The organism is Hymenobacter aerophilus DSM 13606 (assembly GCF_000382225.1).
In the GTDB taxonomy this organism is placed as follows: Bacteria; Bacteroidota; Bacteroidia; order Cytophagales; family Hymenobacteraceae; genus Hymenobacter; species Hymenobacter aerophilus.
In genome coordinates, this window is the sequence record NZ_KB907800.1 from 1 (window position 1) to 20,272 (window position 20,272).

The 20,272-nt window shown below is 62.3% G+C and carries 22 protein-coding genes; 10 read left to right on the forward strand and 12 right to left on the reverse strand.

The features are described from left to right. Positions 1 to 234 (reverse strand): helix-turn-helix domain-containing protein (locus H145_RS0100005; protein ID WP_019946075.1); only part of this gene is annotated, 234 nt, incomplete at its 3' end. Between the two features lie 253 nt (positions 235 to 487). Here H145_RS0100005 and H145_RS0100010 point away from each other — a divergent pair. After that, the gene (locus tag H145_RS0100010) at positions 488 to 1,174 is read left to right on the forward strand and encodes an energy transducer TonB (protein WP_019946076.1); all 687 of its coding nucleotides are present in this window, start codon (positions 488 to 490) and stop codon (positions 1,172 to 1,174) included. 20 nt (positions 1,175 to 1,194) lie between these two features. Here the strand turns inward: H145_RS0100010 and H145_RS19270 are convergent, their stop codons facing one another. Continuing rightward, on the reverse strand, positions 1,195 to 1,515 hold the full coding sequence (locus H145_RS19270) for a hypothetical protein (protein WP_169513139.1): 321 nt from the start codon (positions 1,513 to 1,515) through the stop codon (positions 1,195 to 1,197). Between H145_RS19270 and H145_RS23840 the strand changes: the two genes are divergently transcribed. Beyond that, entirely contained in the window at positions 1,514 to 1,669 is a 156-nt protein-coding gene (locus tag H145_RS23840; RefSeq protein ID WP_019946078.1) for a hypothetical protein, read from the forward strand. The genes H145_RS19270 and H145_RS23840 overlap by 2 nt on opposite strands. Positions 1,670 to 1,862: 193 nt before the next feature. Here the strand turns inward: H145_RS23840 and rfbD are convergent, their stop codons facing one another. The 4 genes from rfbD to H145_RS0100040 all read right to left on the reverse strand — a co-directional run bounded on the left by rfbD (position 1,863) and on the right by H145_RS0100040 (position 5,510). After that, positions 1,863 to 2,717 (reverse strand): dTDP-4-dehydrorhamnose reductase, encoded by an 855-nt coding sequence (gene rfbD, locus H145_RS0100025; RefSeq protein ID WP_019946079.1) that lies wholly within the window; start codon positions 2,715 to 2,717, stop codon positions 1,863 to 1,865. Between the two features lie 149 nt (positions 2,718 to 2,866). Continuing rightward, a complete protein-coding gene (locus tag H145_RS19275; RefSeq protein ID WP_019946080.1) occupies positions 2,867 to 3,814 on the reverse strand; it encodes a TIGR03915 family putative DNA repair protein in 948 nt (315 codons plus the stop codon). Between the two features lie 148 nt (positions 3,815 to 3,962). Next, positions 3,963 to 4,145 (reverse strand): hypothetical protein, encoded by a 183-nt coding sequence (locus H145_RS23845; RefSeq protein WP_157540892.1) that lies wholly within the window; start codon positions 4,143 to 4,145, stop codon positions 3,963 to 3,965. A 96-nt stretch (positions 4,146 to 4,241) separates the two neighbouring features. Continuing rightward, on the reverse strand, positions 4,242 to 5,510 hold the full coding sequence (locus H145_RS0100040; RefSeq protein ID WP_019946082.1) for a putative DNA modification/repair radical SAM protein: 1,269 nt from the start codon (positions 5,508 to 5,510) through the stop codon (positions 4,242 to 4,244). 208 nt (positions 5,511 to 5,718) lie between these two features. Between H145_RS0100040 and H145_RS0100045 the strand changes: the two genes are divergently transcribed. The 7 genes from H145_RS0100045 to H145_RS0100075 all read left to right on the forward strand — a co-directional run bounded on the left by H145_RS0100045 (position 5,719) and on the right by H145_RS0100075 (position 14,237). Then, the gene (locus H145_RS0100045; RefSeq protein ID WP_205619282.1) at positions 5,719 to 7,635 is read left to right on the forward strand and encodes a BamA/TamA family outer membrane protein; all 1,917 of its coding nucleotides are present in this window, start codon (positions 5,719 to 5,721) and stop codon (positions 7,633 to 7,635) included. A 483-nt stretch (positions 7,636 to 8,118) separates the two neighbouring features. Continuing rightward, positions 8,119 to 8,874 carry a hypothetical protein gene (locus H145_RS0100050; protein ID WP_157540895.1) on the forward strand — a complete coding sequence of 252 codons (756 nt, stop codon included), beginning with the start codon at positions 8,119 to 8,121 and terminating at the stop codon, positions 8,872 to 8,874. Between the two features lie 296 nt (positions 8,875 to 9,170). Then, the gene (locus tag H145_RS0100055; protein WP_157540899.1) at positions 9,171 to 10,826 is read left to right on the forward strand and encodes a T9SS type A sorting domain-containing protein; all 1,656 of its coding nucleotides are present in this window, start codon (positions 9,171 to 9,173) and stop codon (positions 10,824 to 10,826) included. Positions 10,827 to 10,952: 126 nt separating this feature from the next. Further along, a complete protein-coding gene (locus H145_RS0100060) occupies positions 10,953 to 11,432 on the forward strand; it encodes a hypothetical protein (RefSeq protein WP_019946086.1) in 480 nt (159 codons plus the stop codon). Between the two features lie 503 nt (positions 11,433 to 11,935). Next, positions 11,936 to 12,766 carry a CvfB family protein gene (locus tag H145_RS0100065; protein WP_019946087.1) on the forward strand — a complete coding sequence of 277 codons (831 nt, stop codon included), beginning with the start codon at positions 11,936 to 11,938 and terminating at the stop codon, positions 12,764 to 12,766. Positions 12,767 to 12,946: 180 nt separating this feature from the next. Further along, on the forward strand, positions 12,947 to 13,624 hold the full coding sequence (locus tag H145_RS0100070; protein ID WP_019946088.1) for an NAD(P)H-binding protein: 678 nt from the start codon (positions 12,947 to 12,949) through the stop codon (positions 13,622 to 13,624). Between the two features lie 58 nt (positions 13,625 to 13,682). After that, positions 13,683 to 14,237: a hypothetical protein gene (locus H145_RS0100075; RefSeq protein WP_019946089.1), complete on the forward strand. Its 555-nt coding sequence runs from the start codon at positions 13,683 to 13,685 to the stop codon at positions 14,235 to 14,237. 89 nt (positions 14,238 to 14,326) lie between these two features. On the opposite strand, the gene H145_RS19280 is transcribed toward H145_RS0100075, so the two are convergent. The 6 genes from H145_RS19280 to H145_RS0100105 all read right to left on the reverse strand — a co-directional run bounded on the left by H145_RS19280 (position 14,327) and on the right by H145_RS0100105 (position 19,788). Then, positions 14,327 to 14,584: a hypothetical protein gene (locus H145_RS19280; protein WP_019946090.1), complete on the reverse strand. Its 258-nt coding sequence runs from the start codon at positions 14,582 to 14,584 to the stop codon at positions 14,327 to 14,329. 194 nt (positions 14,585 to 14,778) lie between these two features. Beyond that, positions 14,779 to 15,438 (reverse strand): OmpH family outer membrane protein, encoded by a 660-nt coding sequence (locus H145_RS19285; protein WP_019946091.1) that lies wholly within the window; start codon positions 15,436 to 15,438, stop codon positions 14,779 to 14,781. A gap of 203 nt (positions 15,439 to 15,641) precedes the next feature. Next, positions 15,642 to 16,739: a succinylglutamate desuccinylase/aspartoacylase family protein gene (locus H145_RS0100090; protein ID WP_019946092.1), complete on the reverse strand. Its 1,098-nt coding sequence runs from the start codon at positions 16,737 to 16,739 to the stop codon at positions 15,642 to 15,644. 160 nt (positions 16,740 to 16,899) lie between these two features. Next, positions 16,900 to 17,805 (reverse strand): 30S ribosomal protein S6--L-glutamate ligase, encoded by a 906-nt coding sequence (rimK, locus tag H145_RS0100095; RefSeq protein WP_019946093.1) that lies wholly within the window; start codon positions 17,803 to 17,805, stop codon positions 16,900 to 16,902. Positions 17,806 to 18,026: 221 nt separating this feature from the next. Further along, positions 18,027 to 18,494 (reverse strand): ATP-dependent zinc protease family protein, encoded by a 468-nt coding sequence (locus H145_RS0100100; RefSeq protein WP_019946094.1) that lies wholly within the window; start codon positions 18,492 to 18,494, stop codon positions 18,027 to 18,029. Positions 18,495 to 18,663: 169 nt separating this feature from the next. Further along, entirely contained in the window at positions 18,664 to 19,788 is a 1,125-nt protein-coding gene (locus tag H145_RS0100105) for a PQQ-dependent sugar dehydrogenase (protein WP_019946095.1), read from the reverse strand. Positions 19,789 to 20,061: 273 nt separating this feature from the next. On the opposite strand from H145_RS0100105, the gene H145_RS23850 reads away from it, so the two are divergent. Beyond that, positions 20,062 to 20,265, forward strand: coding sequence for a hypothetical protein (locus H145_RS23850; RefSeq protein WP_157540902.1), 204 nt, complete (start codon positions 20,062 to 20,064; stop codon positions 20,263 to 20,265). Positions 20,266 to 20,272 lie beyond the last annotated feature (7 nt).

Below are 20,272 nucleotides of genomic sequence, written 5' to 3' on the forward strand. Positions count from 1 at the left end.
GTGCTGGCCCACGTAGGCCACGAGCCAGGCCTGGTCGTCGGCCGAGAGTAGGCGCGCAGGCCCCCCGCTAGCGGGTTTAGGAGCCAGCGAGCCGGTTTCCCGCTCACGTCGTAACAGGTCGCGCACGAACGAGCGGCTCACGCCGAAGCGTTGGGCGACCTGCGTCTGGCGAGCTTTCGGTTCGCGGCAGGCGGCGGCCACCCGGGTGCGTAAATCAAGCGAGTAAGGTTGCATAATAGGGCATACGGCTAGATACCCAGAAAGGCCTAACCGTTCACGAATCCGCTATATACTAAATTCATTTAGAAAGTCAGTGCGCCGATGTATATACACCTGTTCGCGTCTTGTCGGTGGGTGATAACAGCGGTTTTCGTCCAATGCTAAGAGGCAAATAGAGGTTTTTACATCGTTCCGGCAGCGTTTCAGACAGCTTCTGTATCTTTAACGGCCATTTTATACCGGCTAATTATACTCCAGTATTCGTTTTATGAAATCATTTTATATCGCCTTGCTAGCGGTGCTGCTGTTCTCCCTGCCTACTCAGGCGCAGAAGAATTCTACAAAGCGAGTAAAATTCAAGAAAGGTCAAATTGAGCAGGGAGTCACAGCGGCTGATGGCCGCAGGACAGGCAAATGGAACTTCTACAATATTGATAATGAACTGGAACTGACGTTTGATTACGATTCCAGCCGCATCAACTTTACGCTCCCCGATACTTCTCGCTACTTAGTGCGCGTGGGCGACCAATGGGAGCTGAAACATATGACCCGTGCTCCTCGGCTATTGGGCAGCAACATGCAGCGGTATCTCGATATAGGCTCTAAGCTGCGTTACCCTCCGACGGCTATTCAGGAGCAGCGGCAAGGCACCGTAATTCTTTCTTTTACGGTTGATACGGATGGCCATACCAAGGATTACACATTTGAAAACAGCATAAGTCCCGAATGCGACCAAGAAGTGTGGCGCGCAGTAAAAGATCTGCCAGATAACTGGATACCCGCTATCTATCAGGGCCAACTGACTGCCACCCGGTTTTTCTTGCTCGTACGCTTCCAGGTGGGAACAGGTACAGGTCCGATAAGCAGTTGGGAGGACAAACGAATAACTGAGATAACAAAAAGTTATGTTGGTCAACATTTTATCCAAGGAGTAGTGGTTACTGCGCGGTTTTAGCCCATTAGCGTTGAAGCTGTTTAGAAAGTCGATTTAGGGCTGATTTCTCGCAACAGCAGGACGACGAACGCCAACCAATGCCACGCCAGCCAGTTGCCGATACTGATTTCATAGCACACGTGCAAGGTTTTGAAACTGTCGAGCCAAGCGTTGGCGTATTCGACCACGGCGCGCCGCCGGTAGAGTTCGGGGTCAAAGAACGTGTAGTCAGCCGCTTGCCAATCGGTGGCGCGGCGGTTGCGGGTGATGTTGGCTTCGATGTCGCGGGCAGCACATGCCAACCAGACCCGCATTTTCAGCCTCCGCCCCGAAGCCCGCAGCCGCCTGAGCACCGTGTACATGACGGCCTGCTTCATCGGCGCCTCGGCCGGCTCACTGCTCGGCGGCCTCGCCTGGACCCACTACCAGTGGCCCGGCGTGTGCGCCGTGGGCCTGGGCCTGGTGGCGCTGGCGTATCTGGTGAGCCGGTTTTACGGGCGGGCAGCGGGTGATTAGTGATTATTTGCTGTTGCGCCCCAGCGGGGCGACATATCGGTAGTGCTAGCCGGGATGACGTGCCAAAGCCCCAGCGGGGCGGCACCTATCGTTTAACGGTCGGTGTCGCCCCGCTGGGGCTTTAAAATTGTATTGTCGCCGGTGGCTACCCATATGCCGCCCCGCTGGGGCTAGCACGTAAAGTCGGTGAATATTACTTCAACCGCCCCATGCACTCCACCAAACTGGCCCGCCAGTGCGGAATGGCCAGGCCCAGCGTGGTTTTGATTTTGGTTTTATCCATCACCGAGTAAGTGGGGCGGGTGGCTTTGGTGGGGTACTCGGCGGTGCGGATGGGCACGGCGCGGGTGGGCAGGCCGCCCAGCTCGAAAATGGCCGTGGCAAAGTCATACCACGACGTGACGCCCTCATTGCTGTAGTGATAGAGGCCATAGGCAGTGCTGCCTGACTCGATGATGTGCAGCAGCGCGCCGGCCAAATCGATGGCGTAGGTGGGCGTGCCCAGCTGGTCCCAGATGACGCGCATTTCGGCCCGCTCCTGCCCCAGGCGCAGCATGGTTTTCACAAAGTTGCCCGCGTATTCGGAGTACAGCCAGCTGGTGCGCAGGATGAAATACCGCTCGGCGTGTTGGGCAATTACCTGCTCGCCTTCGAGCTTGGTGAGGCCATACACACTGATGGGCGCGGTTTCGTCGGTTTCGGTGAGCGGCTCGTTGCCGGTACCGGCAAACACGAAATCGGTGGACAGGTGCAGCAGCGTGGCGTTGAACTCGGCGCAGAGGCGGGCCAGGTTTTCAGCCCCGTCACGGTTCACCTGGCGGGCCAGGTCTGTCTCATCTTCGGCCTTATCGACGGCCGTGTAGGCGGCGCAGTTGATGATGTAGGCCGGGCGGTGCTGCTCGAAGGTGGCCCGGAGCGTTTCCTGGTCCAGGATATTCGCCTGCTGCTCGGCCAGAAATACGATGTTGGTAAAGCTGCGCTGCTCAGCAACACGTTGCAGGCACTGGCCCAGCTGGCCGGAGCCGCCGAAAACGAGGGTTTTGTTCATGCGGAGGGAGGAATTGGGAAAACTCCTGTCATCCTGAGCGGAGCGAAGGACCTATACAGAAGGTAACATTGAATAATACCTTCTGTATAGGTCCTTCGCAAGCTCAGGATGACAGGTAGCCGCAAATTACGGCTTTCCACTTTTCCCTCCTACCCTTGCGCCTCGCCACCCGTGCCCAGCGCCGGGCCGCCGGGCTGCACGGGCCGCTTGTTCTGAATGGGTCGAAATGGTTGCTGGCGCGGCTGTTTTTCGCTCAGATACTTCCAGTAGCGCAACGGCATGTGGCGGCGGTGCAGCTTCAGGTTTTTGCGCTCCGGGATGTTCACGTGGTCGAAATAGGCCTGCCAGAGCACCTGAAACAGCGGCTCCCGCTCGTCGAGCACGGTGGCCGATACGGCGGCGCGGCGCTGGGGGGCGGTGTCGGCGTCGAACTGCACGATATCGGTGCGCTGCAGGTCGTAGTAGAGGCCGTAGGAGCGACTGCGGTCGAAAATCAGCCAGCGCTGGTCGGCGTAGCGCTTGGTAAAGTGGGGCGCGATGAGCGGCAGCACGTCGAAATCGGGCTCAATGGTGGCGTGGAACAGGCCGTCGCTCGTCTTCTCGAAGCGCACAAAGGCTTCCATACGGTGCTTTTCGCGGTACATCTGCTGGGCCAGCCGTTGCACGCGGCGCACGTTGTCGTCGGCGTAGTTCTCGGCAATGTCGCGGCCGGCGCGCATGGCCGTATCGGCGTAGCGGAACACCAGCAGCTCCCGGTTCGCGTCCTCGCTCAAAAACACGTGAAACAGCCGCGTACGGGCCTCTTTGTCCATGTAGCGCAGCAGTCCGTCCCAGACGCGGGCGGCGGCGGCCTCGTCGGTGGCCACTTCCACCGGCTGGGCAAACAGGCCACCCTGCACCGCCCCCAGCGGCTGGATGCTGTTGGGCGCTGACTTGCGGTCGTACACCTGAAAAAGCACCGACAGCAGCCCCTCAAACGAGCCGTCGTAGGCGTAGTCGAGGGGCGGATTGCGCAGCTCGGGCGCGGCCTGGCGGCGGGTAGCGGCCGCGGCCAGGGCTTCGGTAGTCGAGCGGCGCGGGGTCAGGGAACGGGACATAAGCAGAACGGGCGGCCACGCGTCCCAGGTTTCCAGGGCTAAAGCCCTGGGCTAGTCAGCGGGGAAGTGGAAAATGGCGAAACCCGCAACGCTGGTTTCGCTGCGTAGCCCAGGGCTTCAGCCTTGGGGCGCTGGATTCCGGCAGCCGCTACGCCGCCCGCCGCGGCTGCCGGAACTTGCCGTTGTTACGGGCCGCCTCCTGGTGCATACGCAGCACCACCGGCAGCAGGTCGGATAGCTTACAGCAGCAGGCCACCCGGGCCACTTTCAGCGGTTTAGAGGAAGATGCGGGAGCGGCCGGCGCGTCGGCAGCGCGATGAGCAACAGTCATGACGGGTGGTTTTTGGTGGGTGGTTTTTGGTTTTTGGTGGATTATGATCTTTGAGAACGAGGCCAAAAACCAAAAACCACCCACCAAAAACCAACATCAGGAAGCTTGGGCAAATAAATCGAGCTGCTGGGTGACGAGGGCGGAGCGGACGGAGCCGGCGCCGAACAGGATTTGGCGGCGGATGGTCTGCTCATCGTAGTCGCGCTTTTCGAGGGCCTGGCCGCGGCAGGTGAGGAAGAACTTGGCCCGCTTGAGCACCACGCCGAACTTGTGCAGGTGGTCGAGGCCCAGGGGCGTGAAACGGCGGGCGGCCACAATGCGCTTGGCCGAGCGGGCCCCCACGCCCGGAATCCGCAGAATCATCTCGTAGTCGGCCGAGTTGACATCGACCGGGAACACGTGGCGGTTGCGCAGGGCCCAGGCCAGTTTGGGGTCGACTTCGAGGTCGAGGAAGGGGTGGGCGGGGTCGAGGATTTCATCGGCCTGGAAGCCGTAGAAGCGCATGAGCCAGTCGGACTGGTACAGGCGGTGCTCGCGGATGAGCGGCGGCTGCGTGACCTGGGGCAGGCGGGCGTCGTCGGTGATGGGGATGTAGCCCGAGTAGTACACGCGCTTGAGGCCGTAACCCTTGTAGAGCGAGTCGCTGAGGTTGATGATTTGCAGGTCGTTTTCCTGCGAGGCGCCCACAATCAGCTGGGTGCTCTGGCCGGCGGTGGCAAACTGGGGCACCTTCTTGAACAGCGCTTTTTCTTCCTTGGTCCGCGTGATGCCGTCCCGAATCTGGGCCATCGGGGTGAGGATTTCCTCGTAGTTTTTCTCGGGCGCCAGGTTCTGCAGGGCCATTTCCGAGGGCAACTCGATGTTCACACTTAGCCGGTCGGCGTACAGGCCGGCCTCCTGAATCAGCTCTTCGGAGGCGCCCGGAATGGCCTTCACGTGAATGTAGCCGTTGAAGCGGTGCTCGGTGCGCAGTTTCTTGATGATGCGTACCAGCCGCTCCATCGTGTAATCGGGCGAGGAGAAGATGCCGCTGCTCAGAAACAGGCCCTCGATGTAATTGCGGCGGTAGAAGTTCATCGTCAAATCCACCACCTCGTCCACCGTAAAGGCGGCGCGCTTCACGTTGTTGCTCTTGCGCGACACGCAGTAGGCGCAGTCGAAGATGCAGTGGTTGGTGAGCAGAATCTTGAGCAGACTCACGCAACGGCCGTCTTCGGTGCAGCTGTGGCAGATGCCCATGCCCTCGGCGTTGCCCAGGCCTTTGTCGACGTTTTTGCGCTTGCCCCCGCTGCTGCTGCACGACACGTCGTACTTGGCCGCGTCTGCCAATATGCTTAGCTTCTCCTGAATGCGCTCTTCGTTCATCGGGCTTATTTTCTGGCTTAAAAATAGTTCTTCCCGCGCATCCGCGCAAGTTCTACAAGGCTAATTTCATTGGAATTGCTCCCCAATTCCAATGATTAGCGTCCCACTTTTTCGGGGAATGAAAGTGCGCGACTTGTCGTTGCGGGCCCAACGCCGGCCGCCATAAATACGGCGGCGTTGTACCTTGCTCCTTTGGTGTGCCCGGATGATGAAGTGCCTGTTGCGGCTGGGGTTTTTAGTGTTCTGGCTGAGCGCCGCCCTCGGGCCGGCCACCGCCCAGACGACGGCGCCGGCGTTGCCTCCCGATTCGGCCGCCCGGCCGGCTGCCGTGGCGGGCCGGGCCGACTCGCTGCGCCGCCGCTTCGACCAGGAACGGGTGCTCAACGGGCTCAAAGCCTACACCAAGCGCAAAACCATTCTGGGGCGGGCGGCGGCGGCGCTGTTTTCGTTTCGGGAACGGCGCGAAGACCAGGCCGGCCTCGATGCGGCCTTGCTCGACCGGCAGTTTGAGCAGCACAACTACAAAATCGTGCGCCGCATCCGCATTACCTCGCTCGATGCGTTCGGCTTCAGTATCACCGATTCGTTGCGCACGCCGCGCAACATTCTGGAGAAAACCGGCAACGTGTTCCACCTGAAAACCCGGCCCTCGCGGGTGCGGCAGGTGCTGCTGCTGCGCGAAGGCCGCGAGCTGGAGCCCCAGGCCCTGGCCGAATCGGAACGCCTGCTGCGCCAGACCGACGAGCTGCTGGACGCCCGCGTGTTCGTGGACGAGCGCACGGCCACCGCCGACAGCGTGGATGTGCTGGTTATCACCAAGGACCTGTTCAGCCTCAGCGGCTCGTTTCAGCTGCGCGACGTGGGCGCGGGCGTGGTGGGCGCGCGCGACGTGAACTTCCTGGGCCTGGGCCACCAGTTCAAGAACCGCTACCAGTACGGCCGCTCCGACGACGGCCCCGACGCCCAAACCTGGGCCTACCAGGGCAGCTACCGGGTGCCGTTCCGCAAGTTCGTGTACGCCGGAGCCACTTACCGCAACGAAACCCGCCGCCGCGAGTACAGCGTGGGCGTTTCGCGCGACTTCTACTCCATCAACACCCGCTGGGCCGGGGCCGTCAGCTACAGCAACTTCGATTGGCTCTACCCTATTTCGGGCGACGGCTCGGCCGAGAAGCCCTACCAGTACGAGCCCCTGCGCTACAACACTCAGGATGCCTGGGTGGGCCGCGCTTTCCAGCCCCGCTCCTACGATTTGGGCTACGAGAGCCCCGGCCGCATTATTGCCGCGGCCCGCGTGGTGCGCACTTCCTACCACGCCAAGCCCTACGATTTTCTACAGAGCGCCAACCTGCTGCTGGGCACGGTGGGCTACAGTGTGCGGCGCTACTACAAGGACAAGTACCTGTTCGGCTTCGGCCGCACCGAGGACATTCCGACCGGCTCGCTGGTGAGCTTCACGGCCGGCTACGAGTTCAACCCGGCCGGCAACCGCAACTACTATGGCGTGCGGCTGTCGTCGGCCACCTACCGGCCGCAGCGGGGCTATTTGTATTTGAGCGGCGAGTTTGGCGGCTTCGTGCGGGGCCGCGGCAACGACTGGCAGCAGGGCCTGTTGAGCGGCGAAATCCTGTATTTCACGCGGCTCTACCACACCGGCAACTTCCAGTGGCGGCATTTTCTGTGGCAGCGCTCGGTGCTGGGCCTGCACCGCTTCGCCAACGAGTACCTCACCATTGATGGCGAGCGGGGCCTGCGCGGCTTTCGGCCCTCCGGCCCGCTCACGGGTACCAGCCGCGTCACGCTCAACTACGAGGCCACCATGTACACGCCCCTCTCGTTTGTGGGCTTCCGGATGGCCGTGGTGGGTTTTGCCGATGTGGCCTGGCTGAATGCCTCCAACCCCAGCCGGGTGCTGCCCTTCTTCGAGAAGCCCTACACCGGCATCGGCCTGGGCCTGCGCTTCCGCAACGAGTACACCGCCATCCGCACCATTCAGCTCACGCTGGGCTTCTATCCGCGCGGCCTCAACTCGCCCAACGGCATCCGCATCTTCGAAAACTCGCGCTCCTACTACGGCTTCTCCGACTTCAGCTTCGGCCAGCCCGGCGTCACGCGGTTTCAGTAGCGGGGAGATGGTGAGGTAAGGGCGGGGTAAAGCCTGAGCCCCAATAGAGCAATTTTCGAGTCAATGCACAGGGTGTAGAGACGCGACCCATCGCGTCTCATCGTTGAGCAACCCGCCAGAACAGCAACCTCAGCAACGCCAAGACGCGATGGGTCGCGTCTCTACACCCGGTATAGCAACCTGAAAACCGCTATAAGTACATGGCAGCCGCACACCTACTATACAGTAAGAGGGGGGGGGATATGCTGTTGTCTTTTCCGAGGAACTGTTGTAATATAGCGTCAGCCTGATTATCGGGCCCCGCTGCCGCGCTACCTACCGCCGCCCGCACCCTATCCTTCACCGCGCCGGGCGACGCTGCCAACCAAGCCCGCACTGCCTCTTTACCGCTCCGCCGCCTCGGCTGGGTCGTTGCTGCTTGCTCTTTGCCCGCGCCGCCCTGTCGGTGGCCCGGTTTCCTTTCCCACCATTTCCCTTTCCCCTATGAAAGCTCCCCCTTCCCTCTCCACCTCCCGGCGCTGGCCCTTGCTGCTGCTGGCCGCTGCCCTGCCCCTGGCCGCCACGGCCCAAACCCCCGCCCCGCCCGACTCGGCGGCCCGCTACAAGCACCAGTTGGGCCTGACGGCCAGCCCCGTGCTCGACGGCTTCTTCAAGAATAACCGCTCCCTGCCCGTGGGCCTGCTGTATAAGCGGCAGACCAAGCCCAACCAGGCATTGCGCGTGCGCGTGGTGGGCCAGTACAGCCGCCGCGATACCACCGATTACGCCACCTTCGACAAGGGCTCGACCAACTACTTCTGGCGGGCCGAGGCCTACGTGGGTTACGAGTGGCAGAAGGCGCTGGGCCAGCGGGTGCAATTGAGCTATGGCGGCGAGTTGGGAGCCGCCACCAGCCAACGCGTAGGCAAACTCGTGCGCGATGAATTCACTAACCTAGGCTTTGAGCAGGTCCGACTTCGGCAAACATACGCCGCTCGCAACCTATTGCTTCGCCCGTTTGTGGGCTTGTCATATCGGCTGGGCAGGATACTGGTGTTCGCGGAAACAGCAGTTGAGACTGGTTATCGGACATACAAGAACGATACGAAGTACACTGTTGAGATTAGCTATTACGGACCAGACGGAGGTACTCTACCGCCAGGACCGTTTGGGATTGGTGGCAGTTACTATCACAATAAAGGTGCTTACCTGAACTGGCGTCCTATTCAGCTTATCGGCGTGGTCATCGACTTGAAATAATCATTCACTCTTTCTTCCTTCTCCCTCATGAAAACACTTTTCTCTTTTCTGCTCGCGTGTTTGTGTTTGCTGCCGTTATTAAAGGACAGCAAGTACCTATTAAGATAACAGACCCTTTCAATGGCCTACCAGCTTGTACAGGCGTACCCATCCTTTACAGCGTCCAGCCACAGAACCAGAACGTAGGCACCAACGGCTGCTTGGCCAATTGGACCATCGTGGGGGGCCACCAATATCAGACTGGCTTAAAAACTATTGTTAACGGCCCCCTTGTTATTCAAGTTGTATGGGACGACGTGCGTACTTCCGCCGACAACCCGACCAGCCTGACGGTTCAGACCACCAATTGCAGCAACCCGACAGCTAATTCTACTTTCCCTTTACCCATCGTCACCCGTTCGCTGGCTACCACTGCCGTTGGTCCCATCAGCCTCAACGGGGCGGTGTTCAACGGCGAGATTCCCTTCGGCGACAACACGGTCGTTACGCTCTCTGTGCCGCAAGTGCGCCTGCCTTATCCCACGACCACTACTCAGGTAGATTTCGCGGGCAGCTACGAATGGACCATCCCGGCCGGCTGGCAGTTTGAGAACTTCCCCGGTACCACGGCCCGCACCAATACCAACTCCGTGCGCGTTATTCCCTCGCCCGCCGGCGCGGGCTCCATCAGTGTGCGCGCCCTCGACACATTCTGCAACTCGTATCTGCTGGCCGGGCAGAATGTAAGCCGCACCCAGCCCTTCGCGCAGCCGGTTACCCGCCCGGTACCCCCGCTACGCATCATCAGCGACCAAACGCCCCAGGGTGGCAACATCAACCTGTTCTGTGGCCAAAACCTGCAGAACGTGCGACCTGGCTTCAATGCGTTGCCCACGGGCGGCGCGTTTGGCAACTACCGTTTTTCCTCCTCCGGCATCGTTAGCGGCTCCAGCGGCCTGAACACGGCCGCCCCGGTGTTTGCGCTGACGGGCACTGGCACGGGCACCATCAGCCTGCAGGCCACGTACTCGCGCAACGGAGCCAGCACTACGGTTGCCGCACCACCCATCACGGTACAGGTGAATCCGCAGGTGGCTACGCCCACGGCTTTCACGGCCCCGGTCATTGGTAGCAGCAATACCTTCGGGGTCTGCGCCAGCGAGCAGCCGCTGTTTCGCTTCGCGGCCGTGGCGGGGGCCACGGGCTACGCATGGGAGTTCCCGGCCGGCTTCACGGTCATGGGCAACCCTGCCGCTACCAGCCCTTACGTAACCTCCGCCCCCGAGCTGCAGTTGCAGGCCCCGGCCACGTTTGCCGCTACCGAGGGCATTGTGCAGGTGCGCGCCATCAATGCCAGCTGTCAGCCGTCTAATCCGCTGTACGTGCGCCTGCTCACCGGCTCGGGCGAGGGCGGCATCAGCTCTTCTGATTACACCCCTTCCGGGGGCACGGTTTGCCCCTACACTTCCCTTATGCTACGTGCCATCACCCAGGCTGCCCGCGGTCAAAACACCAACTTCCAGTGGAGTGTGAGTGGCGGCGCGCAGATAGCATCGGGCGCCACATCTTCGGTGCTGGAGCTAGGTATGCCGGAAAGCGGTAGTGTGTACGTGCAGCTACAGTTTCTCAACAGCTGCGACGGGTTGAAAATGGCCTCCTGGTACGTCAACATCGGCCAGCGGTATGTAAACGGCCGCCCCGTCTGCTCGCCCCAGTCAATCGTAGCCCCTACCCAGCCGGCTGCCGCCTCATTCAATGCCTATCCCAACCCGGCCGATGGCACCCTGACGCTGGAGCAGCCCGCCGGCACCGAGCTGACCATCCGCAACAGCCAGGGCAAGGCCGTGTACCAGGGCCGCGCCGGGCAGCAGCCCACCCGCCTCGACACCCGCGCCTGGCCCGCCGGACTCTACTTTCTGCACAGCCGGCAGGGCCAGCAAACCGAGCGCCGGCAGCTCCAGATAAAGCACTAGCCCATACGCCGCTAGGGTGTTGGCTGCGGGCCTAAAACCCGTTATCTTGACACGGCTTTCCGCCCTTGCGCCGGCCTTGGCGGGCCGCGCTGTTTTTTCTTTTTTCTCCCCTACCCCCCGTTGCGTATGCCTGCCCCCGACAACCTGCAAATCAACCTGGCCGCGGCCGACCTGAAGAAAATCAACGAGGCCCTCGACGCGCTGGAGGCTGCCCTGGCCCCGGTTTTGGTTACGCTCACCGGCAAGGAGGTGCAGCGCCTGCCCAAAGCCGGCGACGCCTCGCTGCCCTTTATGCAGCAGGCCCTCGATTTGGCCGAGCAGCAGCCCAGCCTCGCCCCCGGCTACGTGGATATTGCCGGCCTGCGCCAGGATTTGGTGGCCTGGGAGCAACTGCAGCGCATCGGGCGGCGCCTGCAGCCGCTGGCCTCCAACCTAAGCAGCACCAGCATCAAGCTAAGCAGCGAGGCCTACGTCACGGCGCTGGCCTTCTACAACTCGGTGCAGCAGGCCGCCCGCCAGGGCATATCAGGGGCCGAAGATGCCCGCGCCGTGCTCAAAACCCGCTTCGAGCAAAGCACGGCCCGCAAAGCCGACCGGCTCAAATAGGAAGGGCCCGCCAGGCCCCCACCCTTCACCCCACGGGGCCGGATGCGCGTCATCCGGCCCCGTTTGGCGTGTAGCCCCGTCCCCTCGTTTTTCGCCCGGCGCCGGATGAAATTCACAGCCTGTCGGGTAGAATTCACAGCCAGTCGGATGAATTTCATAGGACGACGGATGAATTTCATAGGACGACGGATGAATTTCACAGGACGACGGATGAATTTCACAGGACGACGCATGAATTTCACGGGACGACGGATGAATTTCACGGGACGACGGATGAATTTCACGGGACGACGCATGAATTTCATAGGCTCTCGGATGAATTTTATAGGACGACGCGTGAAATTCATAGCCCGGCAGATGAAATTCACCCGCCGCCGCCGCCGCTGCCTGGCATTCTTCCGGGGCCGCCGCCAGGCTCCCCCCGCCCTTTGCGTACCTTCGTGCCCCGTGCCCCCGCGGCCGCTCCAATTCATAATCCAAAATTCATAATTCATAATTACCCAATGGTTCTCGGTGATTTCAACGACCTGGAAGTGGTGCGGGAGGTGGATTTCGGCCTCTACCTGACTTCCGACGACGGCGACTTGCTGCTGCCGCGCAAGTACGTGGAGCCCGGCACCCAAATCGGCGACGTGGTGCGCGTGTTCGTGTACCGCGACTCGGAAGACCGCCTGATTGCTACCAACCTGGAGCCTTTCGCCCGCGTGGGCCAGTTTGCGGCCCTCACCGTGCGCGACGTTACCCCCACCGGTGCCTTCCTCGACTGGGGCCTGGAAAAAGACCTGCTGCTGCCCTACCGCAACCAGCGCCGCAACCTGCGCCCCGGCGAGCGGGCCACCGTATTCGTGTACCTCGATGATACGTCGGACCGCATCGTGGCCTCGGCCAAGTGGGAGTGGTTTCTGAGCCCCGACCCGTTTCCGGGCAAAGTAGGCGACGCGGCCGAGCTGTTCGTGGCCGAAGAAACCGACCTGGGCTACAAAATGCTGGTTGATGGCACCCACCAGGGCCTCATTTTCCACAACGAGGTGTTCAAGCCCCTGCGCCTCGGCGACGTGCACACCGGCTACATCCGCGCCATCCGCCCCGATGGCAAGCTGGACCTGAGCCTGCAGCAGCTCGGCTACGACGAGGCCCGCGCCCAGGCCGACACGCTGCTCGAAGCCCTGCGCGCCGCCCCCGAAGGCCGCCTGCCCCTCGGCGACAAAAGCCTGGCCGACGACGTGTACCGCCGCCTGGGCATGAGCAAGAAAATCTTCAAAAAGGCCCTCGGCGCCCTCTACAAGCAGGGTCTGGTTGAGCTGGCCCCCGAGCACACGCAGTTGCGGGGATAAAGGAATTGTCATTCTGAGCAGTACGAAGAATCTCGCGGGCAATGCTAATCCTGTCGTGCTGAGTAGCGCGAAGAATCCTGCGGGCAACGCCAACCTCGCTACAAGGAATTACTTTGGCACGCGAGATTCTTCGCTCCGCTCAGAATGACAGTTCTTTCAACCTAAACCACCCTCCCCGCCATGCCCAAAACTGCCCTGCTGGCCGGTGCCAGCGGCCTGATTGGCCAACAGCTGCTGCCGCTACTGCTGGCCTCGGCCCGCTACGGCCGCGTGATTGCCCTGGTGCGCAAGCCCCTGCCGCTGGTCCACGACAAGCTGGAGCAGCTGGTAGTAGACTTTGAGCGCCTCGCCGACTACGGGCCGCAGCTCGTGGCCGACGACGTATTCTGCTGCCTGGGCACCACGATGGCGCAGGCGGGCTCGCGGGCAGCGTTTTATCAGGTCGATTTCACTTACGTAACGGAGCTGGCCCGGCAGGCCGCTGCCAACTTCGGCGGGCAGCTGCTGGTAGTGTCGTCGTTGGGGGCCGATGCGCAGGCCGGGGCCTACTACCTGCGAGTGAAGGGCGAGATGGAAGCGACCGTGCGCCAGACCTCGTTTCACGCCGTGCACATTTTTCGGCCCTCGCTGCTGCTGGGCCACCGCGCCGTGCCCCACCCCAACGAGCGGCTGGCCACGCTGCTCCTGAAGCTGGCGCGCCCCCTGCTGCTGGGGCCCCTGCGCCCCTACCGCGCCATCGGGGCCGACACGGTAGCCCGGGCCATGCTGCGCGCCGCTGAAGACGACGGCGGCGGCATCCGCATCCACCGCTCCGATGCCATTGCGCGCGAAGGCCGGGCGGGCGCTTTGGCCGGATAGTGGAAGGCTTGTGGTACTTTTGCGGGGAATCACGCTTTCCTCACTTCACTTTTTAGGTATGAAATTCTGGCTGACCGGCGCTTTGGCGCTGGGCGTACTGGCGGCGGGCACACCGGCGCTGGCACAAAAAAAGAGCGGTGGCAGCGGCTACGCCACCGGCATTGGCCTGCGGGGCGGCGGCTGGTCGTCGGGCCTCACCGTGAAGCACTTTTTGAGCGGCAAGAACGGCGTGGCCGTGGAGGGCCTGCTCACGCGCGAATACGCGGCCCGCGGCGGCCGCCTGACGCTGCTGCTGGAAAAGCACCTGCCCGTTTCCGACTTCCGGGGCCTGCAGTTTTACTACGGCGCCGGCGCCCACGTAGGCGCCTACCAGGGCCGCTACTACTTCGACGACGACCGGTTCGGCCGCAAAAGGAACAAGTACTACTACCGCTACTACTACGACGACGAAACCCACCTGGTAGCCGGCGCCGACCTCATCCTGGGAGTCGAGTACAAGCTGCCCGACCTGCCCTTCGTGGTAGCGCTGGACTACAAACCATTTTTTGAAGTATTCCGCGGCTACACCGGTTTCTACAACGACGCGGCCGTCAGCCTGCGCTTCGCCTTCTAGCCTCAACCCGGCTTTCTAATCTCACTGCCGAACTCCGGCCGCGCTGTGCGGCCGGAGTTCGGCAGTGGCAGTTTCAGGGCCCCGGCGGCCTACCGCAGCCGGCCGGAAAAGCGGTGCGGGCGGTATGGGTAGTAGGGCCTCGGCGCAGGCTTTACAATTACCGCCCGGCGCGGTACCACTACCACCGGCCGCGGCGGCACCACCACCACCGGCGCCGGGCGGTAATATGGCCGCGGGCGCACCACCACGGCGGCCGCCGGGGCCGAGGCCACGCAGCCGCTCAGCAGTCCGGACGAAACAATGGCCAGCACGGCCAACAAAACGGGAAAAGACAGCAGCTTTTTCATCGAGTTCTGAAAAGAGATAAAATGCCTCGCCTAAGCGGCGCGGCTACCCGTTTAGAGGCCGTTGCGTCCCCCGGGTTTAACCGGCCGGCGCGCCACCACCGCCACCAGTCCGAACCCCGGCCGGCCCAGAACGCAAAACGGCCCACCTCACAGGAGAGGCAGGCCGCTTAACAGCTGTAGTTGATACGGCGGGACTACTTTTTGCCGGCGTACTCGCGGTTGAGGTACTTGAGCACCGGCGTGGTGATGTCGAGGTCTTTGCGGCCGTAGGCGATGTTGCCGGCGCCGGTGGCCAGAATCAGGCGGTAGCCGTTGGCTTTGCCGTACTGCTCAATCTGCTTGTTCACGCGGCCCATCACCTGCTCGTTCAGCTTGGCCTGCTCCTCCTGGGCCTGGTTCTGAAGTTTCTCCTGCTCCTGCCCTACTTTCATCTGCTGAGCCTGTAGCTGCTGCTCGGCGGCGGCGCGCTGCTCGTTGGTCATGCCCTCGGCCTTCTGCTGGTACTGCTGCACGGCCGTCTGGAAGCTGGTGACGAGCTTTTTGTTCTGCGCTTCCCAGCCGCGGGCCTTGGCTTCGAGGCGCTTTTCGGCGTCTTTCATGCCCTGGTATTCCTTCAGCAGCCGGTTGGTTTCCACGTAGGCCACTTTGTTGGTATCGGCCAGCACGGCCGGGGTGAGCGGTACTTCGGGCTCCTCAGGCTCGGCGGCGGCCGTATCGGCGGGGGCGGTGGTGGCTACGGTTGCGGGGGCAGTGGCCGGTTTGGCGGGCTTGCCGCCGGCAAAGTGCAGGTAGAACAGTACGGCCACGGCTACCACCAGCAGCGCGTTTACAATCAGTTGGGTTGAATTTTTCATTCAGTAAATCAGAAGAAGCCAGATGCCGCCCAAAAGCAGCCGGGCAAAAGTACAGGGAATAGGTGAATGAGTGCAGTAGCGCGAACTTTGTAGTTCGCGACCCCGCGCCGTTTGGGCGGCTCTACCGGCGCGGGGTCGCGAACTGCAGTAGTTCGCGCTACTGCTGCACGCATTCACCTATTCACTCATTCGCCAAATCACCGCTACCACACCTCGTCGCCCAGGCCGTCGTTGTGGGGGTCGTTGTCTTCGGCGCGGTCTTCCTCGTTCACGTCTTCCTCGGTGCGCTTGAGGGGCTTTTCCTCGAACGGCACCACCAAGTCGGCGCGGCTGGGGGCGGCGTCGAGGCGGGCCACGTGCACCAGCGCATCGCCCTGGTTTACCACTGGCATGTGGTTGAGGCCGATGATGTAGCCCGTTACCGGCGACTCCAGCCGCACCGACCGCTCGCCGTAAGGGTCGGCCACCGCGCCGTAGGCCTGGCCCTCCTCCACGTGCTGGCCCAGCTGCACAAGGCTGCGAAAAATGCCCGCGTAGCGCGCCCGCAGCCAGGTTGAGCGCAGGCACACCACCGTGGGGTGCGCGGGGGCCGGCGCCTCGGCGGCCATGCCCAGGTAATGCAGCACCCGCAGCGTGCCGGCAATACCCAGGTCGATGCCCGGCTCATCCAGCCGCATCGACTCGCCGGTTTCGTACACGATAATGCGGCGGTCCTGCTGCATAGCGGTTTCGCGCAGCGAGCCGGGCCGCAGACCGGCGTGCAGCGTGAACGGCGCGGCAAAAGCGGCCGCCAGCGCGTCGGTTTCGGCGTCTTCGTGCAGCAGGCAGCGGATTTGCGGAATGTTGGCCCGCGTAGCCCCGCCCGTGTGGAAATCGATGCCGTAGTCTATCAGGGGCATGATTTCGCGCATGAAGCGGTGGGCCACGCGGCTGGCCAATGAGCCGCGGGGGTTGCCGGGGAAGCTGCGGTTCACGTCCTTGCCGTCGGGCACCTCGCGCGAGAAGTTGAGGAAGCCGTAGATGTTGAGGATGGGAATGGCGATGATGGTGCCCCGCAACGGCTGCAGCAGGTCGCGCCGAATCAGGCGGCGGATGGTTTCGATGCCGTTCACCTCGTCGCCGTGCATGCCGGCCATCAGCAGCACCGTCGGCCCCGGTTCCACGGCCCGGAACACGTGCACCGGAATGTCAATCACCGTTCCCGAAGGCAGCCGCGAAATCACGAGCCGCGTGAGCACCCGCTCGCCGGGCCCGATGGTGAGGCCGTTGAGGCAAAGCGCGTCGGGGGTTGATTGGGGCATTTTTCGGGGTGATGAGGTGAAAAGTGAGAAGGTGATGGAACCGGAAACCCGTCTGTCATCCTGAGCGCAGCGAAGGACCTATACAGAAGCTAACGTCAAACAATAGCTTCTGTATAGGTCCTTCGCAAGCTCAGGATGACAGGCGGGTCCTTTCTTCAACCTACGCCTTCTTCGCGTCGGTCGACTTCTTTTTCTGGGTCAGCTGCTCGGTGTACTCGATGACTTTGCCGGCAATATCGAGGCCGGTGGCGCGCTCAATGCCTTCGAGGCCCGGCGAGGAGTTCACCTCCAGCACCAGCGGGCCGCGGGTGCTTTGCAGCATATCCACGCCCGCAATGCCCAGGCCCAGGGATTTGGCGGCCAGCAGGGCGGCGGCCTTTTCGGCCCGGCTCAGCTTCACGAGCTTGCCCGAGCCGCCGCGGTGCAGGTTCGAGCGGAACTCGCCCTCCTTGCCCTGCCGCTTCATGGCGCCCACCACCTCGCCGTTCACCACGAAAGCCCGCAAATCGGCGCCCTTGCTCTCGGCAATGAACTCCTGCACAATAATGCGGGCCTTCAGGTTGTGGAAGGCCTCAATCACCGACTGCGCGGCCTTGGCCGACTCGGCCAGCACCACGCCCAGCCCTTGCGTGCCTTCGAGCAGCTTGATGATGACGGGCGCCCCGCCCACCTGCTCAATCATGGCCGGCACGTCGTCGGAGTAGTTGGTGAAGGCGGTTTTGGGCATGCCCACGCCGGCGCGGCTCAGGATCTGCATCGAGCGCAGCTTGTCGCGGCTGCGCACAATCGACTGGCTGTCGATGGCCGTGCGCACCTTCATCATCTCGAACTGGCGCACCACGGCGCAGCCGTAAAACGTCACGGAAGCGCCAATCCGGGGAATAATGGCGTCGAATCCTTCCAGCTTTTTCCCCTGATAAATAATGCCGGGCTGGCCTTTTTCCAGCACCAGGTTGCAGTGCAGATGGTCAATCACCACGGCTTCGTGGCCGCGTTGCTCGGCGGCTTCCACCAGTCGGCGGGTCGAATAGAGCTTCGGCTCACGCGATAGAATCGCTACTTTCATTTGGTTGCGGACTGTAGAGGCGGAAAGGGGTATTTTAGAGCTTTGAGCCTGGTGATTAGGGCTTAGGGCTTAGGGCTTAGAAAGAACGTGTCATTCTGAGCAGAGCGAAGAATCTCGCGTGCAATGGTAACCCTGTCGTCAGAAATTACTGTGGCACGCGAGATTCTTCGACTTCGCCTCCGGCTGCGCTCAGAATGACACGTTCTTCCAGCAACTAACAGCTAGCTGTCGAGGGTGCGTTGTTTTTTATACGATACGTTGCGCCGGGCCACATCAACGACCAACCGGGCCTGGCGCAGCAGCACCCGGCCCACAAGAACGGGATATTTCATGTCCGAACGGTCGGAGAGCGAGAATTCGGTGCGGTAATCCTGCCCGAACAGCCGGATAACGGCCTCAATCACGTAGCGCTGCTGCACCTCGCCGTTGGAGCTGCGAATGTCGCGCAGGCCGAACGCATCGAAGGTCATGGGCGAGCCGTCGAAATCGGGGTGCGAGGGGTCGAGCAGCTGCACATGTAGGCGCGTGACGCCGTGCCGGTCGGTTTCTTCGTGGATGTTGGAGCAGTGCAGGGCCCCGGTGAAAGCGCCGGTATCCACCTTGGCCTCCACGCCCCAGAGCTGCAGCTCCGGGAAATCAACCAGTTCCCGCCGCCCCACGGTGCGCTTGGGTTCACGTTGCTTTTTCATAAGCGGCAAGGTAAGGTGAAATGGTGAGGTGGTGATTTGGTGGTACTGTCATCCTGAGCGCAGCGAAGGACCTATACAGAAGCTAATATCCTAAGAAGATACCTTCTCACCAGGTCCTTCGCTCCGCTCAGGATGACAGTTTCTTTCCTCCCCAAACCACCATCTCACCTTACCCCTTATAGCTAATCCGGTACACGGCGTCGTTCTGGTCGTCGGACACCAGGAGCGAGCCGTCGGGCATTACCAGCAGGGCGACGGGGCGGCCCCAGGGCTTCTGGCCCTGCAGCCAGCCTTCGGCGAAGGTCTGGTAGCCGGTGGCCTGCTGGCCGGTGGCGTCGAGCGTGACGAGCGTGATGCGGTAGCCGATTTTGCTGCTGCGGTTCCAGGAGCCGTGCTCGGGAATCAGAATCTGGTTCTGGTACTTGCCCGGAAACTGCTTGCCGGTGTAGAACTTCATGCCCAGCGCCGCCACGTGCGGCCCCAGCTTCTGGGCCGGCTTCACGTAGGTGGCCATCGATTTGCCTTTGCCGAACTCGGGGTCGGGCACGTCGCCGGCGAAGAAATACGGAAAGCCGAAGTGCTGGCCGGGCTTGGCGGCGCGGTTCAGCTCGTCGGCCGGGGTGTTGTCGCCGAGCTGGTCGCGGCCGTTGTCGGTAAACCAGAGCGCCTTGTCCTTGGGGCTCCAGTCGAAGCCGACGGTGTTGCGCACGCCGTAGGCGAAGGTTTCGAGGCCCGAGCCGTCGGGGTTCATGCGGTTGATGGTGGCGAAGATGGGCTTCTCGGGCAGGCAGCTGTTGCAGGGCGCGCCCACCGGCACGTACAGCTTGCCATCGGGCCCGAAGGCAATGTAGCGGTAGCCGTGCCACTCCTTATCGGGCAGCGCAGTGCTGACCACCACGGGCTTGGGCGGCTGCCTGAGTTTGGCGCCCACGTTATCATAGCGCAGGATGCGGTTGATTTCGGCCACGTAGAGGCTGCCGTTGCGCACGGCCACGCCGTTGGGCGAGTTCAGGCCCGAGGCCAGCGTGATGACCTCGTCGGCGCGGCCGTCCTTGTTGCGGTCGGGCAGCGCGTACACCTTGTCGTTTTTGGTGCCCACGTACACCGTGCCGTCGGGGCCCAGAGCCAGCTCGCGGGCGCTCTTCACATTCTGGGCGAAGTAGCTGATGGTGAAGCCGGGCGGCAGCTTGATTTTGCTCAGGTTGGCATCGGCGGCCGGCGCGGGGCCGGGCGCGGTGGCGGAACTCAGGGCCAGCGGAGCCAGCAGCAGGGGCAGGAAATGGCGGGTTTTCATACCTCTCCTAACCCGCCCGCCGCCGGGAAGGTTGCCTCCCGCCCCACCTCCCAGCTGCTTTTCCCGGGCTGCCGACTGGCACGGCGTAGAGACGCGACCCATCGCGTCTCGGCGTTGCTGACGTTGCCCATCAGGCGTTGCCGTTCAAGCGGTGCCCATCAGGCGGTGCCCATCAGGCGTTGCCGTTCAACGCCGAGACGCGATGGGTCGCGTCTCTACAGCCTGCCAGCCCCTGCTTAAGCAACCGAAGCCCCCGCGCAGGCAACCAAAGAGATGCCGCAAGCTCCCGAAGCACTTCCTCAAGCAACCGAAGATTGCCCGCAAGCAACCAAAGCTCCCGCGCAGGTAACCGAAGAGGCGCCGCAGGTAACCGAAGAGGATTCTCAAGCTACTGAAGAAGATTCTCAAGCTCCCGAAGAAGATTCTCAGGCAACCGAAGAAGATTCTCAAGCTATTTCTGCCGCTTCAGTCGCCTGAGCCGGGG